The sequence below is a fragment of the Paenibacillus sp. ICGEB2008 genome, from assembly GCF_000307675.1.
Lineage (GTDB): Bacteria > Bacillota > Bacilli > Paenibacillales > Paenibacillaceae > Paenibacillus > Paenibacillus polymyxa.
The window spans coordinates 172,673-193,071 of the sequence record NZ_AMQU01000007.1; the positions used below are offsets into that span (position 1 = coordinate 172,673).

The 20,399-nt window shown below is 44.1% G+C and carries 18 protein-coding genes; 16 read left to right on the forward strand and 2 right to left on the reverse strand.

Annotated elements, in window-relative coordinates:
• Positions 1–76 precede the first annotated feature (76 nt).
• From C400_RS0105745 to C400_RS0105815, 14 genes are all read left to right on the forward strand, one after another.
• A complete protein-coding gene (locus C400_RS0105745; protein WP_017426282.1) occupies positions 77–571 on the forward strand; it encodes a GNAT family N-acetyltransferase in 495 nt (164 codons plus the stop codon).
• Between the two features lie 194 nt (positions 572–765).
• Positions 766–1,749, forward strand: a complete 984-nt coding sequence (locus tag C400_RS0105750; protein WP_017426283.1) for a Gfo/Idh/MocA family protein — start codon at positions 766–768, stop codon at positions 1,747–1,749.
• Positions 1,750–2,246: 497 nt separating this feature from the next.
• Entirely contained in the window at positions 2,247–4,976 is a 2,730-nt protein-coding gene (locus tag C400_RS0105755) for a beta-glucosidase (RefSeq protein WP_017426284.1), read from the forward strand.
• Positions 4,977–5,163: 187 nt separating this feature from the next.
• Entirely contained in the window at positions 5,164–6,681 is a 1,518-nt protein-coding gene (locus C400_RS0105760; RefSeq protein ID WP_017426285.1) for a glycoside hydrolase family 30 protein, read from the forward strand.
• Between the two features lie 305 nt (positions 6,682–6,986).
• On the forward strand, positions 6,987–7,655 hold the full coding sequence (locus C400_RS0105765; RefSeq protein WP_017426286.1) for an S-layer homology domain-containing protein: 669 nt from the start codon (positions 6,987–6,989) through the stop codon (positions 7,653–7,655).
• A gap of 101 nt (positions 7,656–7,756) precedes the next feature.
• Entirely contained in the window at positions 7,757–8,245 is a 489-nt protein-coding gene (locus C400_RS0105770) for a hypothetical protein (protein WP_017426287.1), read from the forward strand.
• Between the two features lie 1,146 nt (positions 8,246–9,391).
• Positions 9,392–9,658 (forward strand): hypothetical protein, encoded by a 267-nt coding sequence (locus C400_RS0105775; RefSeq protein ID WP_017426288.1) that lies wholly within the window; start codon positions 9,392–9,394, stop codon positions 9,656–9,658.
• A 35-nt stretch (positions 9,659–9,693) separates the two neighbouring features.
• Positions 9,694–10,128: a hypothetical protein gene (locus C400_RS0105780; protein WP_017426289.1), complete on the forward strand. Its 435-nt coding sequence runs from the start codon at positions 9,694–9,696 to the stop codon at positions 10,126–10,128.
• 497 nt (positions 10,129–10,625) lie between these two features.
• Positions 10,626–10,967 (forward strand): iron-sulfur cluster biosynthesis family protein, encoded by a 342-nt coding sequence (locus C400_RS0105790; protein ID WP_013369597.1) that lies wholly within the window; start codon positions 10,626–10,628, stop codon positions 10,965–10,967.
• A 145-nt stretch (positions 10,968–11,112) separates the two neighbouring features.
• Positions 11,113–11,670 carry an SLOG family protein gene (locus C400_RS0105795; protein ID WP_025364125.1) on the forward strand — a complete coding sequence of 186 codons (558 nt, stop codon included), beginning with the start codon at positions 11,113–11,115 and terminating at the stop codon, positions 11,668–11,670.
• A 156-nt stretch (positions 11,671–11,826) separates the two neighbouring features.
• Positions 11,827–13,692 carry a rhamnogalacturonan lyase gene (locus C400_RS0105800; protein ID WP_442952195.1) on the forward strand — a complete coding sequence of 622 codons (1,866 nt, stop codon included), beginning with the start codon at positions 11,827–11,829 and terminating at the stop codon, positions 13,690–13,692.
• Between the two features lie 176 nt (positions 13,693–13,868).
• Positions 13,869–14,102 carry a hypothetical protein gene (locus tag C400_RS0105805; protein ID WP_017426291.1) on the forward strand — a complete coding sequence of 78 codons (234 nt, stop codon included), beginning with the start codon at positions 13,869–13,871 and terminating at the stop codon, positions 14,100–14,102.
• Positions 14,103–14,213: 111 nt separating this feature from the next.
• Positions 14,214–15,080 (forward strand): DL-endopeptidase inhibitor IseA family protein, encoded by an 867-nt coding sequence (locus tag C400_RS28535; RefSeq protein WP_017426292.1) that lies wholly within the window; start codon positions 14,214–14,216, stop codon positions 15,078–15,080.
• A 92-nt stretch (positions 15,081–15,172) separates the two neighbouring features.
• Positions 15,173–15,418 (forward strand): HPr family phosphocarrier protein, encoded by a 246-nt coding sequence (locus tag C400_RS0105815; protein ID WP_016819915.1) that lies wholly within the window; start codon positions 15,173–15,175, stop codon positions 15,416–15,418.
• Positions 15,419–15,508: 90 nt separating this feature from the next.
• Here C400_RS0105815 and C400_RS0105820 read toward each other — a convergent pair whose 3' ends face one another.
• Positions 15,509–16,297: a formate/nitrite transporter family protein gene (locus C400_RS0105820; RefSeq protein WP_016819917.1), complete on the reverse strand. Its 789-nt coding sequence runs from the start codon at positions 16,295–16,297 to the stop codon at positions 15,509–15,511.
• Between the two features lie 89 nt (positions 16,298–16,386).
• Positions 16,387–17,154 (reverse strand): Cof-type HAD-IIB family hydrolase, encoded by a 768-nt coding sequence (locus C400_RS0105825; RefSeq protein ID WP_049885675.1) that lies wholly within the window; start codon positions 17,152–17,154, stop codon positions 16,387–16,389.
• A 214-nt stretch (positions 17,155–17,368) separates the two neighbouring features.
• Between C400_RS0105825 and C400_RS0105830 the strand changes: the two genes are divergently transcribed.
• Positions 17,369–18,388: a WXG100 family type VII secretion target gene (locus C400_RS0105830; RefSeq protein WP_017426294.1), complete on the forward strand. Its 1,020-nt coding sequence runs from the start codon at positions 17,369–17,371 to the stop codon at positions 18,386–18,388.
• A 797-nt stretch (positions 18,389–19,185) separates the two neighbouring features.
• Complete coding sequence (gene fabD / locus C400_RS0105835) at positions 19,186–20,397, forward strand: ACP S-malonyltransferase (protein WP_017426295.1); 1,212 nt, start codon at positions 19,186–19,188, stop codon at positions 20,395–20,397.
• Positions 20,398–20,399: the final 2 nt, after the last annotated feature.

Sequence of the window (20,399 nt, forward strand, 5' to 3'; positions counted from 1 at the left end):
TATGCGTAAAAAGTTGTTCCTGGTTTTGAAGGGAAGCTTACGACATCACAATTGACGATAATAGGAGAATACAGCGATGATAAATAGTATCCTTTTACAAGAGTACACAACTGAGTATCAATCGCAAGTAGTCGATTTAATTCTACATATTCAACAGAACGAATATAATATCGCCATCACTAAAGAAGATCAGCCTGATCTGCTTGATATTGAAAACTTTTATCAGCATGGTAACGGCAACTTCTGGGTGGCTCTTCACGAAGGAATCGTAGTAGGGACGGTTGCCTTACTAAATATCGGAAACCATAAGACGGCGCTCAGAAAGATGTTTGTCAAACAAAACTATAGAGGCAAAGCCTTTAATGTTTCGAATCAATTACTTCAGCATGCCATAGGATGGGCCAAGGAACGGTCTGTTGAGGGAATCTATCTTGGAACAACACCGCAATTCGTAGCCGCTCATCGATTTTATGAGAAGAATGGATTTGTTAGTATAGCTCTTGATGAATTGCCAATGGGCTTTCCAGTTATGAAAGTAGATAAAAAGTTTTACAAATACACCATTCAATAAATGGCCTGAACCAAGACGATCCTAAAGGAAATTCCTGCTCAAAACTGACTTCGTGCTCGCCTCGCTGCCTTCCTGCCGAGCTGCAATACAAACTGTCGCAGAGCAGGAATTTCTTTTGTTTAGGACAGGTGTTTGCTAGAATGAAGAAGACCGTGTAAGCCAATGTTAACTATACAACTGGGAGGGATACAAGTATGAGCAAAAAGATTAAATGGGGAATTGTCGGTACGGGGTGGATCTCAGATCAGTTTGTTGCCGATCTGCAACATGTTACGAATGGAGAAGGATATGCCGTTGGATCACGCAATATTGAAAGCGCTACCGAATTTGCAGCCAAGCATCAAATGGCACAGGCTTACGGTAGCTATGAGGAATTAGTGCAAGATTCCGAGGTCGATGCTATTTACATAGGGACTCCTCATCCTTTTCATAAAGAAAATGTTCTAGCAGCTCTACGAGCGGGCAAAGCCGTCTTGTGTGAGAAACCCTTCACCGTCAACAGCAAAGAGTTGGAGGAACTAATCCGTTACGCCCGTGACCATAAGCTATTCCTGATGGAAGCAATGTGGACGCGTTTTTTGCCTCCGATACGCCAAGTGCAGGAGTGGCTACATGCGGGACGTATTGGTGAAGTGAAGTTGGTGAAGGCGGAATTCGGTTTTCGCATAGATTGGAACCCAGAGGGAAGATTATTGAATCCCGAGCTGGGCGGAGGGGCATTATTAGATGCGGGAATTTACCCCGTTTCTTTTGCTTCGATGGTGTTTGGCCCTGAACCAGAGCATGTATGGAGTACTGCTTATATCGGGGAAACGGGCGTTGATGAGACATTTTCAATCATGTTGGATTATGGAAAAGGACGTACAGCTATGCTTAATGGGGCAGTTCGTCTCGGACTGACGAATGAAGCTTATATCCATGGAACCAAGGGCTATATTCACATTCCGTCGTTCCTGAATGGTACATCGGCTACTTTAGTTGTGGACGGTGAAGAGGCGCAAAACTTTCAGGATAATCGTTCCTCTACAGGCTATGCTTTTGAGGCAGAAGAAGTTGGGCGCTGCTTGAACGAAGGTTTGCTCGAAAGCTCTACTATTTCTTTGGATGAATCATTAGGAATTATGAAATTGATGGATCAGATTCGTTCACAGTGGGGACTTCGGTATCCGTTTGAATAATCACATTGAATCCACAGTGCTTCCAGGGACCGTTCAGGTTCCTGGATTTTTTTGTTATATGAAATTTTTTATACATAAGTATTCCCAATTTCCTAAAATAGAGGCTTTGGTCGCACGCTAAAAAAGACCATAGAAGCATGCCAAAGTGTGGGACATATGAATCATTTTTTATGACTATAAATAGTTAAAAATACGTCATTAAAAAGTTACAAAAGTGTAATCTTATGATCGGTTAACTGAATTGTTAGCGCTCTCTTTTTATGAGAAAGAATGAAGGTCCTAGTGTTCTTCTTCCAAAAACTTTCAATGAAATTTCCGAAAATGTGCGGTAGGGTGGTAAACGTGTCACTTGAGCCATTGCGGCTTTTGCTGATTTGCTTGCTTACCCCGTGGCTCTGGATTTTTGTTGGAGCTCGCAGGGTCGAGAGCCTTTGCAAGCCTGTGAGCGTTGAATAGGCATTCACCTCATGACCAAACATCAAGGAGGAATTACAAACGTGAAAGTAAAATCAACATGGGTGTTCCGTATGGTGATGATGACAGTCATTGCGGCTGTTGTGATCGGACCTATGCATATTGCAGGAGCGGCAGGAAGCCGGACAGATCGGCCTTGGATGAACACGTCCATGTCGGCTGAGAAACGGACAGCATTGCTGTTACAAGAAATGACGCTGGAAGAAAAAATAGATCTGGTGACTGGTAAGGTCAACAATTATTATGGATTTTATAATAATTCGATGGAACGGTTGGGTATTCCAGCGTTAAAGATGGCAGATGGACCTGCGGGTGTGCGGATCGCCAATCCGGATGTGCAGGACAAGCAATCAACTGCGTTGCCGGCCCCTATTGCACTGGCTGCAACGTGGGATACTCAGGCTGCCAAACAGTATGGAGATTTGATTGGAGACGAGGCTTTTAATACAACTCATAATGTGGTGCTTGGACCGGGGATGGATATTGCCCGTATTCCATGGGGATCGAGGAACTTTGAATCTATGGGCGAGGACCCGCTACTGCAATCGCAAATGGTGACCGCTTATGTCAAAGGTGTACAAAGCCATCCTGTTTTGGCGACTGCGAAACATTACCTTATGAATAATCAGGAGACGGAGCGTTTCACGACAAATGTCAAAGTCAGTGACCGTGCGCTGCATGAAATTTACATACGCCCGTTTGAGGAGGCTATTGCCAAGGCAGATTTGGGCGGAGCTATGTGCTCCTTTAACAAGGTCAACGGCGAATCGGCATGTGAGAACAAGACCATCCTGACAGACCTTTTGAAAAAGGAAATGCAATTCAAGGGCTTCGTGATGAGTGATTATGGCGCGAATCTGAGTACAGTCGAATCGGCAAATAGCGGCTTGGACCTGGAAACACCGGGAACCCCTTATGGTAAATGGGGAGATCAGCTGCTGGATGCGGTCAAGACTGGTAAAGTAAGTGAACAAACGATTGATGATAAGGCTAAGCGTATTCTGGTGCAGATGTTCAGTAAAGGTTTGTTTGATCACCCGGCTCAAAATAATCAAATTGATGCCCGTGACCATGGTAAAACAGCCCGTCAATTGGCTGAGGAAAGTATGGTGCTGCTTCAAAATAAAAACAACGTATTACCGTTGTCTCAAGATAAACTCAAATCCATTGCTGTAATTGGTCCAGATGCAGATAACGGCACCGTGGCAGGCGGAGGCAGTTCGTTGGTGAACCCGACGTACACGGTGAGTCCGCTGGAGGGCATTCGTAATCGTGTAGGCAAAGGAGTTACCGTCCAGTATGCACCGGGCACGGATCCTATTTCTGCGGGGGACATTATGCCAGGTCCATCAGCTGTTCCATCTTCGTTGCTGACCACATCCGATCAGAAGGAGAATATCAGTGTTGGATATGCGACTTATGGCGATGCTGAGCAGGGACTGCGAGGCGAATACTGGAAGAATAACAAGATGGAAGGCAATCCGATTCTTGTGCGCAATGATGATCAAGTCAATATGAACCTTGGCTTTTATAATTATCAGGGCTTCAATGCGAAGTCCCCTAAAGTTCCTAATACACCCACGACCCTGAATGGTTTGATATCTGCACGCTGGACAGGGGCTATTGCAGCTCCCAAGGATGGTGACTATGCATTGTCATTAACCAGTTTGGGATCAAGCAAGCTGTATCTTGATGATAAGCTATTTGTAGATAATCAGGGTACGAAGCTGGAAACAACGAAGAAAAACATCTCGTTCAAAGCGGGGGAAAAACATAAGATACGTATTGAATATCGTGCCGATTATCCAACAAATGGTCGCGATTCTGGCGGTATGGTTCGTCTGGGCTGGGAGCCTCCGGCAGATACGACAGACAAGCTGATTGACAATGCTGTAAAGCTGGCCAAAAAATCGGATGTTGCGATTGTGGTCACGCGTACGTATGAGAGTGAAGGCTATGTGGAGCGTTCCGATATGGAGCTGCCAAACAATCAGGATCGGCTGATCCGTGCGGTTGCCGCTGCCAATCCGAAAACCATTGTGGTACAAATGAGCGGCAGAGCTGTGCAAATGGACACCTGGCAGGACAAAGTTCCTGCGATCGTACAGGCATGGTTTGCTGGTCAAGAACAAGGGCATGCCATCGCGCGCGTCTTGTTTGGGGATGTAAATCCTTCTGGCAAGCTACCGGTAACCTTCCCGGTTAACGAGCAGTCTACACCTGTATCCTCACCGGAGAAATTTCCGGGTGTCAATGGAGTGGGTGACTATTCAGATGGTATTTTTGTAGGCTACCGTGGATATGAAAAATCGGGTATCCAACCTGCGTTCTCCTTTGGACACGGTTTATCCTACACGACTTTCGGATACAGTGATTTGAAGGTAAAACAGCATGCGAGTGGAAAGAAATCCGATCGTACAAGTTCAGTCGAGGTTTCGCTTAAATTGAAAAACACTGGGAAAAAAGCTGGAGCTGAGGTTGTACAGGTATACAGCGGTAAGCTCCCGACCAATGTAGAGACCCCATCCCGTCAACTGGCAGGTTGGGCCAAGGTGGAATTAAAGCCGGGCCAAGAGAAGAAAGTCCGCATTGAGCTTGACCCGAAAGCTCTCTCTTATTGGGATGAAAAATCCAAAGCATGGGTTATGCCATCTGGTGAAGTTCCGATTTATGTAGGCAGCTCCTCTCAGGATACAAGACTGACAGGAAGTGTTACGATTCCGGCAACCTCTACAGAAAAGGCAAAAAAGTAATCCCGTTATATTCCTTTTAAAGTGGTTAAATTTCAAGAGAGCACGGGCACTAGCACCGGCTCTCTTTTTGCTATAAGTAGGTAACCATTCTAATAGGATCTAATAGGTATGCAAAGGGAAAACCGAGTGAAAGCTGTAATAGTAGGAATGATGGAGACAGGATGATTATAGAGAGAGGAGGATATAGATGAAGAAACTCCAAAAACAACGACGTTCTGACTTCTTGCTGCTTATAGTTGCAGCTATCATCTTGATTGGTGCTATTCTGGTCAGTCTGGCTATGCAGAATGGTGTGAACACGGCAGGCGAAAAGAATGTCAGTATGTGGCTAACCACACCGGACCCCGCGAATCGTCTAACACAGCAAGCCCCAATTCCATGGAGAATAGACGACAGTAACGAAGCTGCAGCGAGTGCGGATACACTGACGGTTGAGATTAGACCCAATATTCGTTACCAGACGATAGAAGGGTTTGGTGCAGCCGTGTCCGGTTCGTCCGCATATCTGATGAATCATGGCATGTCTGCCAATCAACGTGACCAGTTGCTCAATGATTTGTTTACAGCTGGCGGCATTCAATTAAGCTATATTCGCCATACCATTGGAGCATCAGATTATTCAGTGGATGAACAGGGACAACCTAGCAGCTATACTTACGATGATGTGGCAACCGGCAAGGACTATGAGCTAAATCATTTTTCCATTGCCAAGGATCGGGATGTGATCGATGTGCTGAAGCAAATTCTGAGAAGAAACCAGGATCTACGGATTATGGGGACTCCTTGGACGGCCCCGCCCTGGATGAAATATGGTGAGCAGATATATAACGGCTGGTATTTGGACTATACCGATCCGCGTGTCTATCAGGCGTATGCTGACTATTTTGTTCGTTATATACAAGCCTTTGCGAACGAGGGAGTCCCAATTCAGGCGATTTCCATTCAAAATGAACCGGAATTCACCACGTCCAAGTATCCCAGCATGAGTATGGGAGCAGTGGAGCAGGCGAAATTTATCAAGCAATACTTAGGCCCTGCTTTAAGTCGAAACGATTTGTCTACCCACATTATTGCCTTTGACCATAACTGGGATACAGGGAGTGAATATGCCAAGACCGTGCTGGGAGACGAACAGGCTCGAAGCTATACGCACGGAACAGCCTTTCATTGCTACCAAGGAGAGCCGACAGCGATGACAGACGTGCACGATGCTTTTCCGGATAAGCCTGTTTATATGACAGAATGCAGCGGAGGAGCATGGAGCCCAGGCTTTGGAGATGATTTAAGCTGGGATATGTCCAAGCTGATTATTGGTGCACCTCGAAACTGGTCGCAAAACGTCCTCTTTTGGAATATTGCACTTGATCCATCCGGCGGTCCGGCCAATGGTGGATGTACCAACTGCAGAGGTGTAGTGACCATCGACCCGTTAAGCGGTGCCGTTACAAAAAATGTAGAATACTATGCGATTGGACATGCCAGCAAATTTGTTCGTCCAGGTGCGGTACGTATTGATTCTACCCACTATAGTGGAAGTATCGAAACAGTCGCTTATCGTAACCCCGATGGTACGCTGGTCCTGATTGCCGCCAATACGGGAGAGAACACAAAGACCTTTAAGGTTCGGCAGGGAAATCACGTTTTCAAATCAACCCTTCCATCCAAGTCAGCAGCTACCTTTCAATGGGAGCCTACAACTTCCTGATATGGTCTCTACATCAATGTTTATAAAAATTTTAGAGTGCTTAGCCCTAATTGGCTAAGTGCTCTTTTTTTCTCTATCAATTTTCAATTGTGAATAAATAAAATTTTAATGTTGTTCAGAATCGGTTCAGAAGCGGATGATAAGATCTTTTCACTAACAAAAGAATGAATCGTGTACGAGGAAAAACTGGTGATCAAGAACCAATAAAGAATGGCAGAAGGCGCTAATCGTGACATTGCTGGTAGGTATGGCATGAAGACCACAGCTTTGTCCATGTGGAAAAGAAAGGGGACACGTCAGTAATTGTGAGTAAAGCGAATACAGTATCTTTTACCGATCAATCCAATATGTCGTCCCAAGCGTTGCAGGTGGTACAGGAGGCTGTGAAGCAAGGGCTGATCACCGGTTATCCAGATGGCTCATTTCAGTCAGATCAACCACTGACGGGTAAGGGAATGGCCGCTTTGCTGGCTAATGCACTTAAGCTTGCCGTAACGGCGAAAGCAGTAACTTTTAATGACACACAGGGGAGTTGGGCCCTTCCTTATATAGAGGCGGTGCGTGCGGCAGGTCTAATGACTGAGGACCCAACAGGAGCTTTCCACCCGGGTGCTCCGGTGAGTCATGAGGAATGTGGCAGTTCTATAACGAATCCAACACCCACACCTAACCATGTACCTGTTACAGCCACAGTTCCTCCCGATCAATATGGCATTGTAGGTTCTGGAGATACTCTAGTAGATTTAAAAAATGTATTTTTTGGTGCTGATCAGGATGAGCTATCGTATCATGCGATCACTTCAGATGTAAACGTAGTAAAAGCAGAAATAGCAAGCCAACAGCTTATGTTAAAGCCAAAATCAGCAGGAAGCACACAGGTGTTTGTGACAGCAAAGGATGGAAAAGGTGGTAGAGCGAGCGTGTTTTTCACCTATACAGTCACTGGCTCTACTTATAGCTCAACTTTGATCTAATTAGATGTTACAAAGCTGGACGTTCACGTTGTATTTAGTGGTACTGCCTGGCAGAGCGACTATATTTCAGGTTCATTAGGAACCACAGGAGGCATTTTTTTTTGTTCTTTTCACAATATGTCGATGGTGGAGACGGTCGCATCGTGCTGCAATTGTTTTACAACCGAGAATGTGACTTCTCTCATAAAATAGAAGGATATGAGCTGGAGGTTCACCAATTCATGAAAAATACGAACCGCATGAACGTGTCCAGCATAGCGCTATATCCGGTTAACCCATTAATACCGTATCTGATCATAAACAGCATCTTTTACGATTTTATGGATGTTACAAATGTTTCCTATTTTAATCAAGAGGGTCATTTTTATAACCCAAGCGAATTTAATACGGTCGCATATGTACTAAAATATCATGGAACTGTGGTAGATGTGCTTGGAGAGCTTCATTCGCAGGATCAATTGTTTCCTCAAGGTGGGACATTTGTTCGTAAACAAGGTATAACATGCGGATCGCCCGTTTTTAATCAGCACAATGAGTGGATTGCATACCCGAAAGGTACTTATCAATATGTGGGAAGGCATACACCTTAATTGTGTATATTGGGGAGGCAAAAAAACTTCGAACAGAAAAACTGAAGGTTTTCACTGTATGTATCTTACAACATTTAGTAAACTTACTTTTGCGAAATTAGTTTATAAGGATTGCTTGGTAAAAAATTAGAGATTTCCATACAGATTTGGTTGGATGCTTCTAATGGAGAAAGATGTGTAGTCTGGGGAATGATGTGTAGTTATGCATGAGTTATGCTTGGCAGTAGCTTGCTTTTCATCGTTTCCCATCAATCTACCGGGTCATATTCTCCGGCTAACACAAGAATGGAAGAATTGTAACAAAAGATTAAGACTTCAATGAGCGAGAATTATAGTATCCTTGAATGAAAGTTCAACACTCCAAGGAGTAGTTTTCCTTCGCGGTCTCTACTCCTTTTGGCATTAAGCTATAAAGGGAAACGTTTGTTTAATCAAACAGCGGTAGTCTAGGACTTTATTTCTCGTCCAAGGCTGCTGCTGTCTTTTTTTTGGGGACAATCGGATACTTATTTTATCGAGTTTGCCGATTTTGAAAATTGAAAAGACGTTTGGAACTGTATATCTAGTCTAATATTTTACTTACTTATGCTTATGCCAGGTGTTTTTTTTTATGATGTGGTTTTCCTATATTTGTAACCCAATCGGTTTTGCCTCTGTTAACTTCCCTCGTGTCCTCAATGCAATTGAAGTAGCGATCCGTTATCAATTTTGATTGATTTGTCTTCTGTTATTAGTACAAGCATTTTTCATCCTCTTAGCATGTAATAGAGCATGAGGGGAGGTGAATCCAATTGGCTAATACACGTCGTCCAGTAAAAAAGAAAATAACGCAATATAACTCTCCAGAACACAGATGTCACAGAAGATGTCGCAGAGCTTGCTGGTATGGTGACCACTGGGATCTTTGCGAGGAATGCAGAGTAGACCATAACGGAAACAACAACAGCTCGCGCAAAAATAGTGGTAAAAGTAGCGTTGTGAAGAAAGTGAAAAAAATCAAAAAAACTTGCAAATGTGGAAAACGATAAGTAATCAAAAACATCTGTTTGCGCTTAAAAGCCTTCTCTGTTAATACAAGAGGGGGCTTTTAAGGTTATAAAACCACAATAAAAAACATATCGGGGGATATATCATGCTACACTTACAATGGTGGCTGCATTAGGTACTTCTGTATCCGCTGCACCTGTTGTTCCGTCGGCTGATACTTCAGTTTCGGTTTCTGCTTCTGAAGCTTTAACAAAAGATCAAGCTACATCCGAAACTGCTGTCGATCAATCCGAGCAAGAGGCTCAAAAAGTTGTCACAAAATACTTAACTGCTATGCACGAAAAGAATTTTTTGGATGCAGTAATAGAACTGATTTTGACAAAATTGAAGTTGTTGGTGCCCAAAAAGAGTCCAATTCGAGTGTAGCAGTTACAGTCAAAGAGGATGGGGAAAAACAAAATTTGAAAGTAATCAAAGATGGTGAAGAGTGGAAGTTGGTTCTTGGTGATGGCAATCCTGCAACCGTTAAAGCACTGAATCCATCTGAAATTCCTACAAATGCGGCTGTAGACTATTATAGACTTAGTGGGGTTCAATATGGAACTGTACTAATTGGGGGCGATGCCTTTTCTGTTGGTTCATCCCATTCTGCGACAATCAAAGGATGGCAAGACACAGGTATTAATGGCGTAGAAGCTAAAAATAAATATGAGATTGTGGAAGATGTATGGAATGGATGGAAAGAATGGAGTGTTCCACAGAAGGTATCTGGAAACAGTTCTGAAAAAGATTCTAGTACTTGGTACAGTAGATCTTTTGATGGTATCCCGGCAGGTAGTGGATATCATATCAGAATTTTGAATTGTTTTCATTCAAAAAACGAACGCTACATTTGAAGCTGCAATGCTGATTGATTGAGAAGTAGGGGGTTTCTGGAGAAATCCAGGAGAGCCCTTTTTAATACATGATTGAAACTAAAGGCTGGTTTTAACCAGCCGGGGTATCTGTAGCAAGTAGACTGACTGATCGACAAGTAAGGGAGCGACTCCCTCTGTTTCATATTTAATAAATAAAAATTTGACATCAATCAAATCATATTTCCCTCGGTTGTCCTCCAAAAAGTCTTGAAGATATCCCATCTCCCACTAACCATTAATAATCCTACTTTTGAGAGCTTCTTTTTCACTAGGAACCATACCTAACAGGAGAGAGGCAATACCTGCTGCCAAGCTAGGTGCAGTGTATCCTTTTGTAAATGCGATCATTAATGATCTCCTTGTACTTAAAGTTTTTAGATGATTATAATGAAAATATAGTTTATATTTAGACTTTTTGAAGTTGTAGAGTCCTAATATATCCAAACACTTCAATTACAAAGGAGAGAATTCATTTCATGAGTATACATTTAGAGTTGGATTCCTTGTCGGTTGAAAGGCTAGCAATGGTCCTTTCAGGACGGCCAGGCATGTTCAAGTTGTTTTATGATACAGAGGATTGTGGATGCAACGGCGTACTTACCATTTTGGTGATCGATGCACCGAATGCAACCGACACAGCAATTCAGTCCGATTCGTATTCTTTTTGGGTAGATCGGCAGCAGGAGCAGCAGTTCGATAGCCAAATGCGGCTTGAGGCAGATCCAAGTTACCCATCGTTCAAAGTAAGTAGCGATGCTGGTATATTGAGCAGCAATGTTAGAATTCAAGATCGGCGTGTAAACTCGTCCAAGGCGTGATATGCGGAGGTAATAAAAATATTAAGCACCAAAAAGCAATGCTAAATTAACACCAGCTTCCCAAAAACGAACCTTGTTAAGCCCATAGGGCAGAGGTTCGTTTTTACAATAATCTTTATGATAATTTCAGAAGGACGATGAGATGATGAAAAACTTGCTCGTTTCTGGCTATCGTGCCCATGAGCTGAATATTTTCAGTCAAAAGCACGAAGGCATTCCATACATTAAAAAGGCGATTGCAGGCAGACTGATTCCCCTGATCGAAGAAGGGCTGGAATGGGTGATTACCCCTGGTCAATACGGGGTGGACTTGTGGGCTTGCGAGGTCGTCATTGCATTAAAGGAGCAATATCCTCACTTAAAATGCTCTATTATGATGGCTTATCAAAATATGGAGGAAAAATGGAAAGAGGATAAAAAGGAATATTTTCAGCAGATTTGTGCCGAAGTTGACTATGTGGGAGTGGTTAGCCGCCAGCCGTATCAGGGAATATGGCAACTCAAGGCACGGGATGAACTCCTTTTCCGCAAAACAGACGGTTTATTGCTTGTGTACGATGAGGATGCCGGAGAGGGCAGCCCACGTTTTATGAAGGAACTGGCATTGAAAAAACAACAGGCAGAAGGCTATCAATATATTAGTATTAGCTCAGAGGATATCCAAAGCATAGCTGACGAAGAACGATTATTCATGGACCTCTGATTTTTAAAGCATTAGCCCGGATTTTTGAACAAAAAGGACGGAATCGTCCCTTTACAATGATGTAAGCGCTATCATAAGATTTAAACAACCATAACTTATCAGTCATATAAAATAAATTTATTGAAAATACAAACCATGAAAGGAGCTAATGATCAGATGAACAAAAGATTTCGGCATACTGTGTTGCTCTGTCTCGGTGTCATGTTGTGTGGAGTGGTCGCTCCAATGGATAGCCCAATCTCAGCTGCGTCTACGAGGCAAATGGAGAAGCTGAACAGGGGAACTGTCGCAGTGAAGGTACCAGAGGGGATACTGGTGAGCTGGCGTTTATCGGGTACGGAAGCGGATTCGGTTGGCTTCAATCTGTACAGAGGGTCAAGCAAGGTGAATGATGCGCCGATTACATCGAGAACCAACTTTCTGGACAAGGCAGGTACGACATCATCTTCGTATACCGTTCGTGCCGTGGTCAATGGAGCAGAGCAGGCCGCTTCTCCAGCGGTAAAGGTATGGAACAACAACTATCTGGACGTTCCCATCCAGCAGCCTGCAGTAGGTACAACCCCGGATCATGTGAACTACACGTACAATGCCAATGATGCCAGTGTGGGGGATCTCGATGGGGATGGCGAATATGAGATTGTGTTGAAATGGGACCCTTCCAATTCTAAGGATAATTCGCAATCCGGTTATACGGGAAATGTATTTTTGGACGGATATGAGCTGGATGGAACACGCAAATGGCGAATTGATCTGGGACGGAATATTCGGGCTGGTGCACACTATACGCAATTTCTCGTCTATGATTTTGATGGAGATGGTAAAGCAGAGGTTGTATGCAAGACAGCAGACGGCACGGTAGATGGTACAGGAGTAAAGATTGGCGACGCTTCGGCTGATCATCGCAACACGAGTGGATATATTTTGAAAGGTCCCGAGTTTCTAACTGTGTTCTCAGGTGATACAGGCAAGGCTCTTAGCACGATTGACTATGTACCTCCGCGCGGAACGGTGTCCAGCTGGGGAGATAACTATGGTAACCGTGTGGATCGTTTTCTCGCCGGGGTTGCTTATCTGGATGGCGTAAGACCCAGCATAGTGATGGCACGTGGTTACTACACGCGCACCGTTCTAGTCGCATATGATTGGCGGAACGGCAATCTAAGCCGCCGCTGGACCTTTGACAGCAATAGCTCCACCAACGCCGGGACGGCTGGACAGGGGAATCACAGTTTGAGCGTGGCAGATGTGGATGGAGATGATAAGGATGAGATCGTGTATGGCTCGCTGGTTGTAGACGATAACGGGGCGAAGCTGGCTAACACGGGGATGGGGCACGGCGATGCACTTCATGTAGGCGATTTGGACCCGGACCGTTCAGGTTATGAAGTGTTCAAGGTGAACGAGGACAAAAATGCCACTTACGGAGCCGCCATGTATGATCCGCGTAATGGCAACATTTTATGGGGCGTAAAAACAGGCAAGGATACGGGACGAGGCATGTCGGCAGACATTGATCCGCGTACCAAAGGAAACGAACAGTGGGCACCGAGCATCGGGTTACGTTCAGCCAAGGGAGAGCTCATTACCAACACGATGCCGTCCTCCATTAACTTCGGAATTTGGTGGGATGGGGATCTCCTCCGTGAACTGCTGGATCATACCTCCTCAAGCGCTGGTAAAATCGACAAGTGGAACTATACGAACTCGACGACTTCCAACTTGCTTACGGCCACAGGGACGAGTTCCAATAACGGGACCAAAGGAACGCCGTCGCTGCAGGCTGATCTGTTCGGTGACTGGCGGGAGGAAGTCATTTGGCGCAAAAGTGATAATTCGGCGCTTCGTATCTATACAACACCTTATGAGTCAGAACACCGATTTTACACGCTTATGCATGATCCGGTGTACCGCCTGAGTGTGGCCTGGCAGAACGTAGCCTATAATCAGCCACCGCACACCGGATTTTATTTGGGAGAAGGGATGTCCAAGCCCCAGCAGCCGAACATATACACTCCTTGATGTGCAGCAGCTCGATAGTGGGGTGAGTGCAGGTTAAATGAATAGTATCAGATAGGGCTCCAGGCTAATCGGGGCTCTTTTTGTTATGGGCATAGAAGAGTACGTATGATTTCCATAATAATGGGAACATTAGTTCTTATCGAGGTAATTTATGTATGGAAAAGGAGGCGGAATCTGTGAGTTCTTTAACGACAGAAAGCATGATCGAGCTCGTAACTAATGTCGGATTCCCTGCAGCATTAAGCCTGATTCTGTTAAAATACATTCTCGTCACCCTTAACCGTAGATTGGAGCAGCTGGACCAATCTATGAAGAAAATGTCACGATCCCTGGAAGAGATCGAGGAAAAGCAGGAGAAGCGGTCAGAACCTACGCTCCCGGTAAATACGGACAAACTTCGCGCAGAATGAACAAAAAAAGGCAAATAGAAACAATTTAGCAACCCAATCGAGAAACAAAATTCTTATAATAGAGACGTGTGCAGTTTATGCAGACATATGATTATGGAGGTGTATAGAAGTATGAAAATAAATACGAAACTATCCGCACTATGTGTTGCGGCCACACTTTTGAGCGCGGCACAGGTTGCCGCTGCTGCGCCCGCTGTGTCCGCTCCAGCGAACGCAGCGCAACCAAGCGTCGCCGTTCCGTCAGTTACCGTACCGGCCCAGGTGCCAGCACCAGCAGCATCTGCGTCTGTTACGACGCCGGCTCCTGCGCAAGCGCCGTCAGTTCCAGCAACAACAGCCCCAGCCGCAGGTTCCGTCCAAACGGCTAAACCAGCAGCTCCGTCTGCACCAGCACCGCGCCCATCTACGTCGGTAGCGCCAGCGGCTGTCCCGTCCGTACCATCGACTGCCAAGCCGTCCAAGCCGCAGCAGCCGTCCACTTCGGCGCCAGCTGCAGCTACGGCTACCAGCGTGAATCCAATCCAGCTGGACAAGCTGAACCATGAGAGTGCGATTCCGCTTGTGCTGGAGGCACAGTCTCGTTATCAGTATGCCACCAGCGGTGGCAAATCGTTGGGCCAAGCGTTCCAGTTGAATGGTAAAAGCTACCGCTATTTGTCCGAGGACATCGGCACGAAGACCAAATTGATCAACTATCTGACGCAGGCATATACCAAACAGGCCAGCGAGCAATTTGTCAGTAAATTTTTTGTTGAAGTCAATGGTAGACTCGCTCAATTGAACGCAGATGGCGGCAATTTGCTAGAGTTTAGCCGGGCTACAGCGAAAATGGTAACCATGACTCCGGTGAAGCGCAGCTACCTGCTGACCGTGCCTTATCCGGCAGAAGCCAAACAGCCAAACGAGAAAATCACCGTGAATTTTGAAAAGGTCGGCAGCTACTGGAAGGTTAGCTCCGCGCCGCATGTCATTTTCTAAATTAAGTTTGTGCAACGTTCTTAATAAATAGGGTATAGTGATGTTAAGGCTTGTTTTGTAAGCCCCAATTCAACGCAGGGGAGAGCTGTGCAATGATGACACCCATCAAGGTAAAAAACGTTAAGGATATTGAGAAGATCAATCAAATCGTATCCAATTATACGTATGACATCTGGATTCATGGCAAAAGCGGCATGGCAGATGCCAAATCCATTTTAGGCATGTATGTGCTCAAGCTGGATGAGCCGCTAACTCTGGTTGTACCTGACAACGTCAATCCCAAAAAGCTGTTCAAGGAGTTGGAGGAATTTATTCATTTTCCTGCTCAAGCAGAATAAACAGCAAAGAAGCACCTGCAGACACTGCATACGCTATTTTTCAAAATGAATGCAAAGAAGCCATGGAACTCAGGTTCCACGGCTTCTTTTTTAATGTTCCTCCTCGTCCAAAAACGGGAGATTCACCGAATAGTACATAACCCCCATAAGCAGCACGCCACCCACCAGATTCCCAAGCGTAACCGGAACGAGATTATGGATGACGCCAGCGACAGAGACCGTACCCGGATGGTCCAGCACGAGCGCAATGGCGAAAGTACACATGTTAGCTACACTATGCTCATATCCCGAAATGAAAAAACAGAATACAAACAGCATCATAGCGAACATCTTTGCGCCATTTTCCTTCATAAACATCGGCACAAAAAAGGCGAGGCAGACCAGCCAATTACACAAAATAGCGCGGAAGAATAGCTGCATTGCAGGCGCTTCCATTTTATGCTCAACTACGTTCAGCAGAAAGCTGTTCACGCTGGAGGAGTCAAACAGCCCTGTCAGGTATATAAGGAGTGCGAATACCCCCGCACCTAACAAGTTACCTCCATAGCTGGCAGTCCACAATCGAAGCACCTGACCCCAGCGCAGCTTTTTACGGAGCGCAGCATAGGTGTAATAGAAGGTGTTGCCAGTAAACAAATCACCGCCGCCGTACGCGATCAGAATGATGGCTGCCCCAAAGGTGAGCGCCGCCATGGGATAAGTGAATGGAGAATGCTCCATGTAAAAAAAGTTACCCGTCTTGAAGGCGACAATAACGCCGAATCCGATAAACATACTTGCCAGCATGGAACGCGCCAAATACCGGAGCAGGCTTTGCTTGTAAATTTTGTACTTCTTCAGGGCTAGCTGTTCGACATTGCGTAAGCCTTCCGTTTCCATACCAACGACAACCTCCTATTTTCTCATATCTAAGTCATTAAACCGACTTGATTTTTCCCGAAACATGCTCAGCGTGTCAAACAATTCTGTTAGCTTAACAAACCAAGCTTTTGCAGTCCGTATAAAATACCGTCTTCATCTGCGCGTTTTGTGACCATTTTAGCAACGGCTTTGGCTTCATCACAACCGTTCCCCATCGCGACACTGTTATGTATAGTTGTCAGCATCTCCACATCGTTTAATCCATCGCCAAAAGCGTATTGATTCTCATCGGCAATGCCCAGTCTGGATGTAATTTCGCGGATTCCCTTTGCTTTAGAGCCAGCGTGAGGAACAACGTCCACTGAACTTGGATGCCAGCGTACAAAGTCAAATGCTTTGAATACCGCTTCATAGTAAGGCTCTTCTTCGGCTGTACACATCAACAGCGTCTGATAAATATCTCTCCCTTGGAAATAGAGCGGATCGTACCCAACCGAAATCTTGGCCTTAAGCGTTTGGACCGATTTCTCCACAAGCTCATCGTTAGGAATATTAGCCTTCATGTCCATATGATCCATATATACGAGAGCATGATTATGTGTGAGTGCCAGATCAGTCATCGCTTGCAAGGCTTCTCGATTCAGCGGATTGGTAGCGACGACTTCCCCACGAAGCACCACATATTGCCCGTTAAAGCTAACGTAGGAATCAATTTCTAACTGCTCGCGGATATCCTTGAACATAAAAGGCGCACGTCCTGTTGCGATGGCTACCTCATGTCCTTGCTCTTTCAAAGCAAAGACTGCTTTTTCTGCCGTTAACGGCATCTTCTTTTCATCGTCCAGTAATGTACCGTCGATATCAAAAAAAATAATTTTTTTTGTCTGACATGTCCTTACACCTGACTTTCAATAATATATTGTCGAAATAAACTCATATGGATTCATTATATCAAAGGAACTGCTTCTGGATACACAAATACGTATAAATCCTCATGAATGTCCGACCTCTATAGCTTACAATATGAAATAAGGATTACTGTAAACTTTAATGTCTATCTCCTATTTTCGAAGATGGGATGTGATCACCATGACAAAAATCCAAGTCACACCGGAGCAGCTGGATAACGTGGCCTCCCAATTTGCCAATGCCCACGGCATACTGTATAACCAGCTGAACGGTCTGGATAGCACAATGAACCGCCTTCACAGCCAGTGGGATGGTATGGAGAGAAATCGTTTTTATAATGACTATCGTACAGCTAAATATACGCTTTCTTCTATATTAAATAAGGTTCAATCCATTGAAATTGAGCTGAAAAGCATTGCTTTGAAGTTTAGAAATGCGGATGCTGGAAGCACACGTGGCTTCTGGTCAGCCTTGGCAGCAGCGATGAACGCTAGTGCAGCGCTGGCGGGTAGCGGAGAGGCTGGAAATCATGCTGAAGATATCGTGAATTCACCCAAAAATATAGACGAGTGGGAGCAGGCAGACGCGGATAAATATCATCAATATGAGGAACTATTGAAAAACGCGGAGACCATCGGCGACAAGCAAGTCATGCAGAAAATCCACGACCAGATGAATGTCCTGCAGCTGCAATACGAGGACTCGGTTACTCGCACAGATTACAATACAGGAGAGACTTCCAAGATCACATCCGATTCCCTTGTTGCCGTCACTGAACTGACAGGTAAAGACGGAAGCAAAACAGATATATCTATAGATAAAAAAGGAAATATTATAAGTTATGAGCAAAATACGGACCAATACGATTACTGGGTCCAAAAGCATACTCAATCAGCCGGAGAACACGCTCTAGGTAAAACGGCCCAGACCGTTACCGGATATGGAATGGGTCTTATTTTGTCGCGCGGGACTGGCGTCAGTGGAGCAGGTTCGGGCGCAGCCTCCGGCTGGGGGGAACACGTTGTCGGCATTGGTGGCGGTATGATCAGTGACAAGGTGCTGTTCTCTGTTCCTGATGAGGGAGAAACCCGTACCATGATCTACCGGACAAATAAAGAAACTGGGCATGTCGAGAACATGATCATCGTCACCAAAGGTGAGAATGAAATGAAGTATCGCTATTGGGAGGATTATAACTAGGTCTTGAGCAGTGAGAGATCATAACGTGAATACGAGTATCTATAAAATCTACAGACTTTTTCAAGACTAAGCGAGCAGCAGTGGAAGACTGCGAAGCTCATCAGTTGGTAAAATCTGTAGATTTTTTCGTGCGCATATTTCTAAAATTCTATTAGAGTTATTTAATTGTTACATAGTATTTATGATTTAAGCAGCAATTTCATGGGGTAAAGGACATCTGACTCATGTAGTGTCTTTAATTTATGTTTTCAAACATAGAGCAATCTGAGCTTAAGAGCAAGGTTCAAAAAAGAGTATAATATCATAATTTGGATAAATACAATAATATAATAAGTGTGTATATTTGTTTATCTTTTAAAAATATTTAACAATTGCATAATTTAATTTTATTTATTTTTATGTAGTGAAAATAATGAAAAAAGCTATTCTTTCAAGAAAACGACTTTATCTAATGATAATCAACAAATTTCTACATTTTGCGACCTTTTATTTACAAAAATGTAACATTCGAAGGTTGACTTATTCATTGACTTTGTTGAAATAAATCGTTATTTTAATTCGTAAAAGGAGTAAAACATGGGTTTGAATAACGATTGATAAATTATTAATACAAGCTTATTAAATGCTAGTGCACGGTAATTACATATGATTTAATTTGTTTTTAAATGATTCTTTTTTTCATTAATTATGTCGATCATAAATTTCTGCTTTAATACTATAAAGGTTATAACTTGCAACAGAAGTTAAATTTGAAAAGTACACATATTCAGGAAGCTCACTGGAGAAGAGGTTTTCAGATGAATAAAGTATCTTTTATTTTTCCTGGGCAGGGTTCGCAATATGTAGGAATGAGTAAAGAACTATGGGATAATTTTACTGTGGTAAAGCGTTTATTCGATGAAGCGGATGATATCTTAGGTGTAAAACTCTCAAAACTTTGCTTTGAAGGAGATTCCCAAGAGCTTCTTCAGACCATGAATGCCCAACCAGCCTTACTTACTGCCAGTCTTGCTGCATACTATGCTAGCAGAGAAATACTGGAACTGGAACCTCAACTGTTGGCCGGTCATAGTTTAGGAGAATACTCAGCATTGGTGTGCAGCGGTTTTTTCTCCCTTCAAGATGGACTTCAAATCGTGAGAAAACGAGGAATGTTCATGCAGCAGGCTACAGCCAACGGGGTAGGGACTATGGTTGCTGTTGCGAATGTTTCTGCTTCTATTCTGGAGAGCTTATGTCAAGAGATATCTACGGAACGTGATGTTATATCTATTGCCTGTCACAATTCAAACAATCAGTACGTGCTATCAGGACATACAGAACCTATGGCTCGAATAGTGGAGCAAATCAAACGTCTAGAACATAGTAAGGTTAACTATTTAACAGTAAGCGGGCCTTTTCACAGTATTCTGATGAAGCCTGCAGCAGATAAGCTTGCCGCAGAACTAAAAAAAATCCCGCTACGCAAGGGAAGGTGGCCGGTTGTTTCCAATGTAACAGCCTTACCACATGATGAATTCTCAATTTATGACTTGCTGTACAAGCAAATGATAAGCCCTGTACGTTGGACAGATACGATGGATTATTTATACCAGAACGGTATTACTGTTGCGTTAGAATTAGGTCCGAGAAAAGTACTTGGACAGCTAATGAAAGAAAGATATCCTAGTATCTCTACTTTTTCTATTAATACCAGTTCTTCTTTAAAAGAAGCGGACAAGTGGCTAAGTAAGCAGCAAACTACACGCAAATTTACACTTGAGCGTCTGGAGGAAGGCTTTGCAGCAGCGCTTATTGCACGAAATCGAAACGGGGATTACAAACAACATATGAAGGGAGTTGTTTACCCTAGTCAGCAGATCCGAAATAGGATCAATCAACTTCAAAATCATAAAAATGACACCGTTTATAATGCGGTTAATACAGAGGTGTTAGAGCTCATTCGTACTATTCTCACTACCAAGCAAGTGCCCGAGCAAGAACAACAGACGATTCTTAATATGATCTAAAT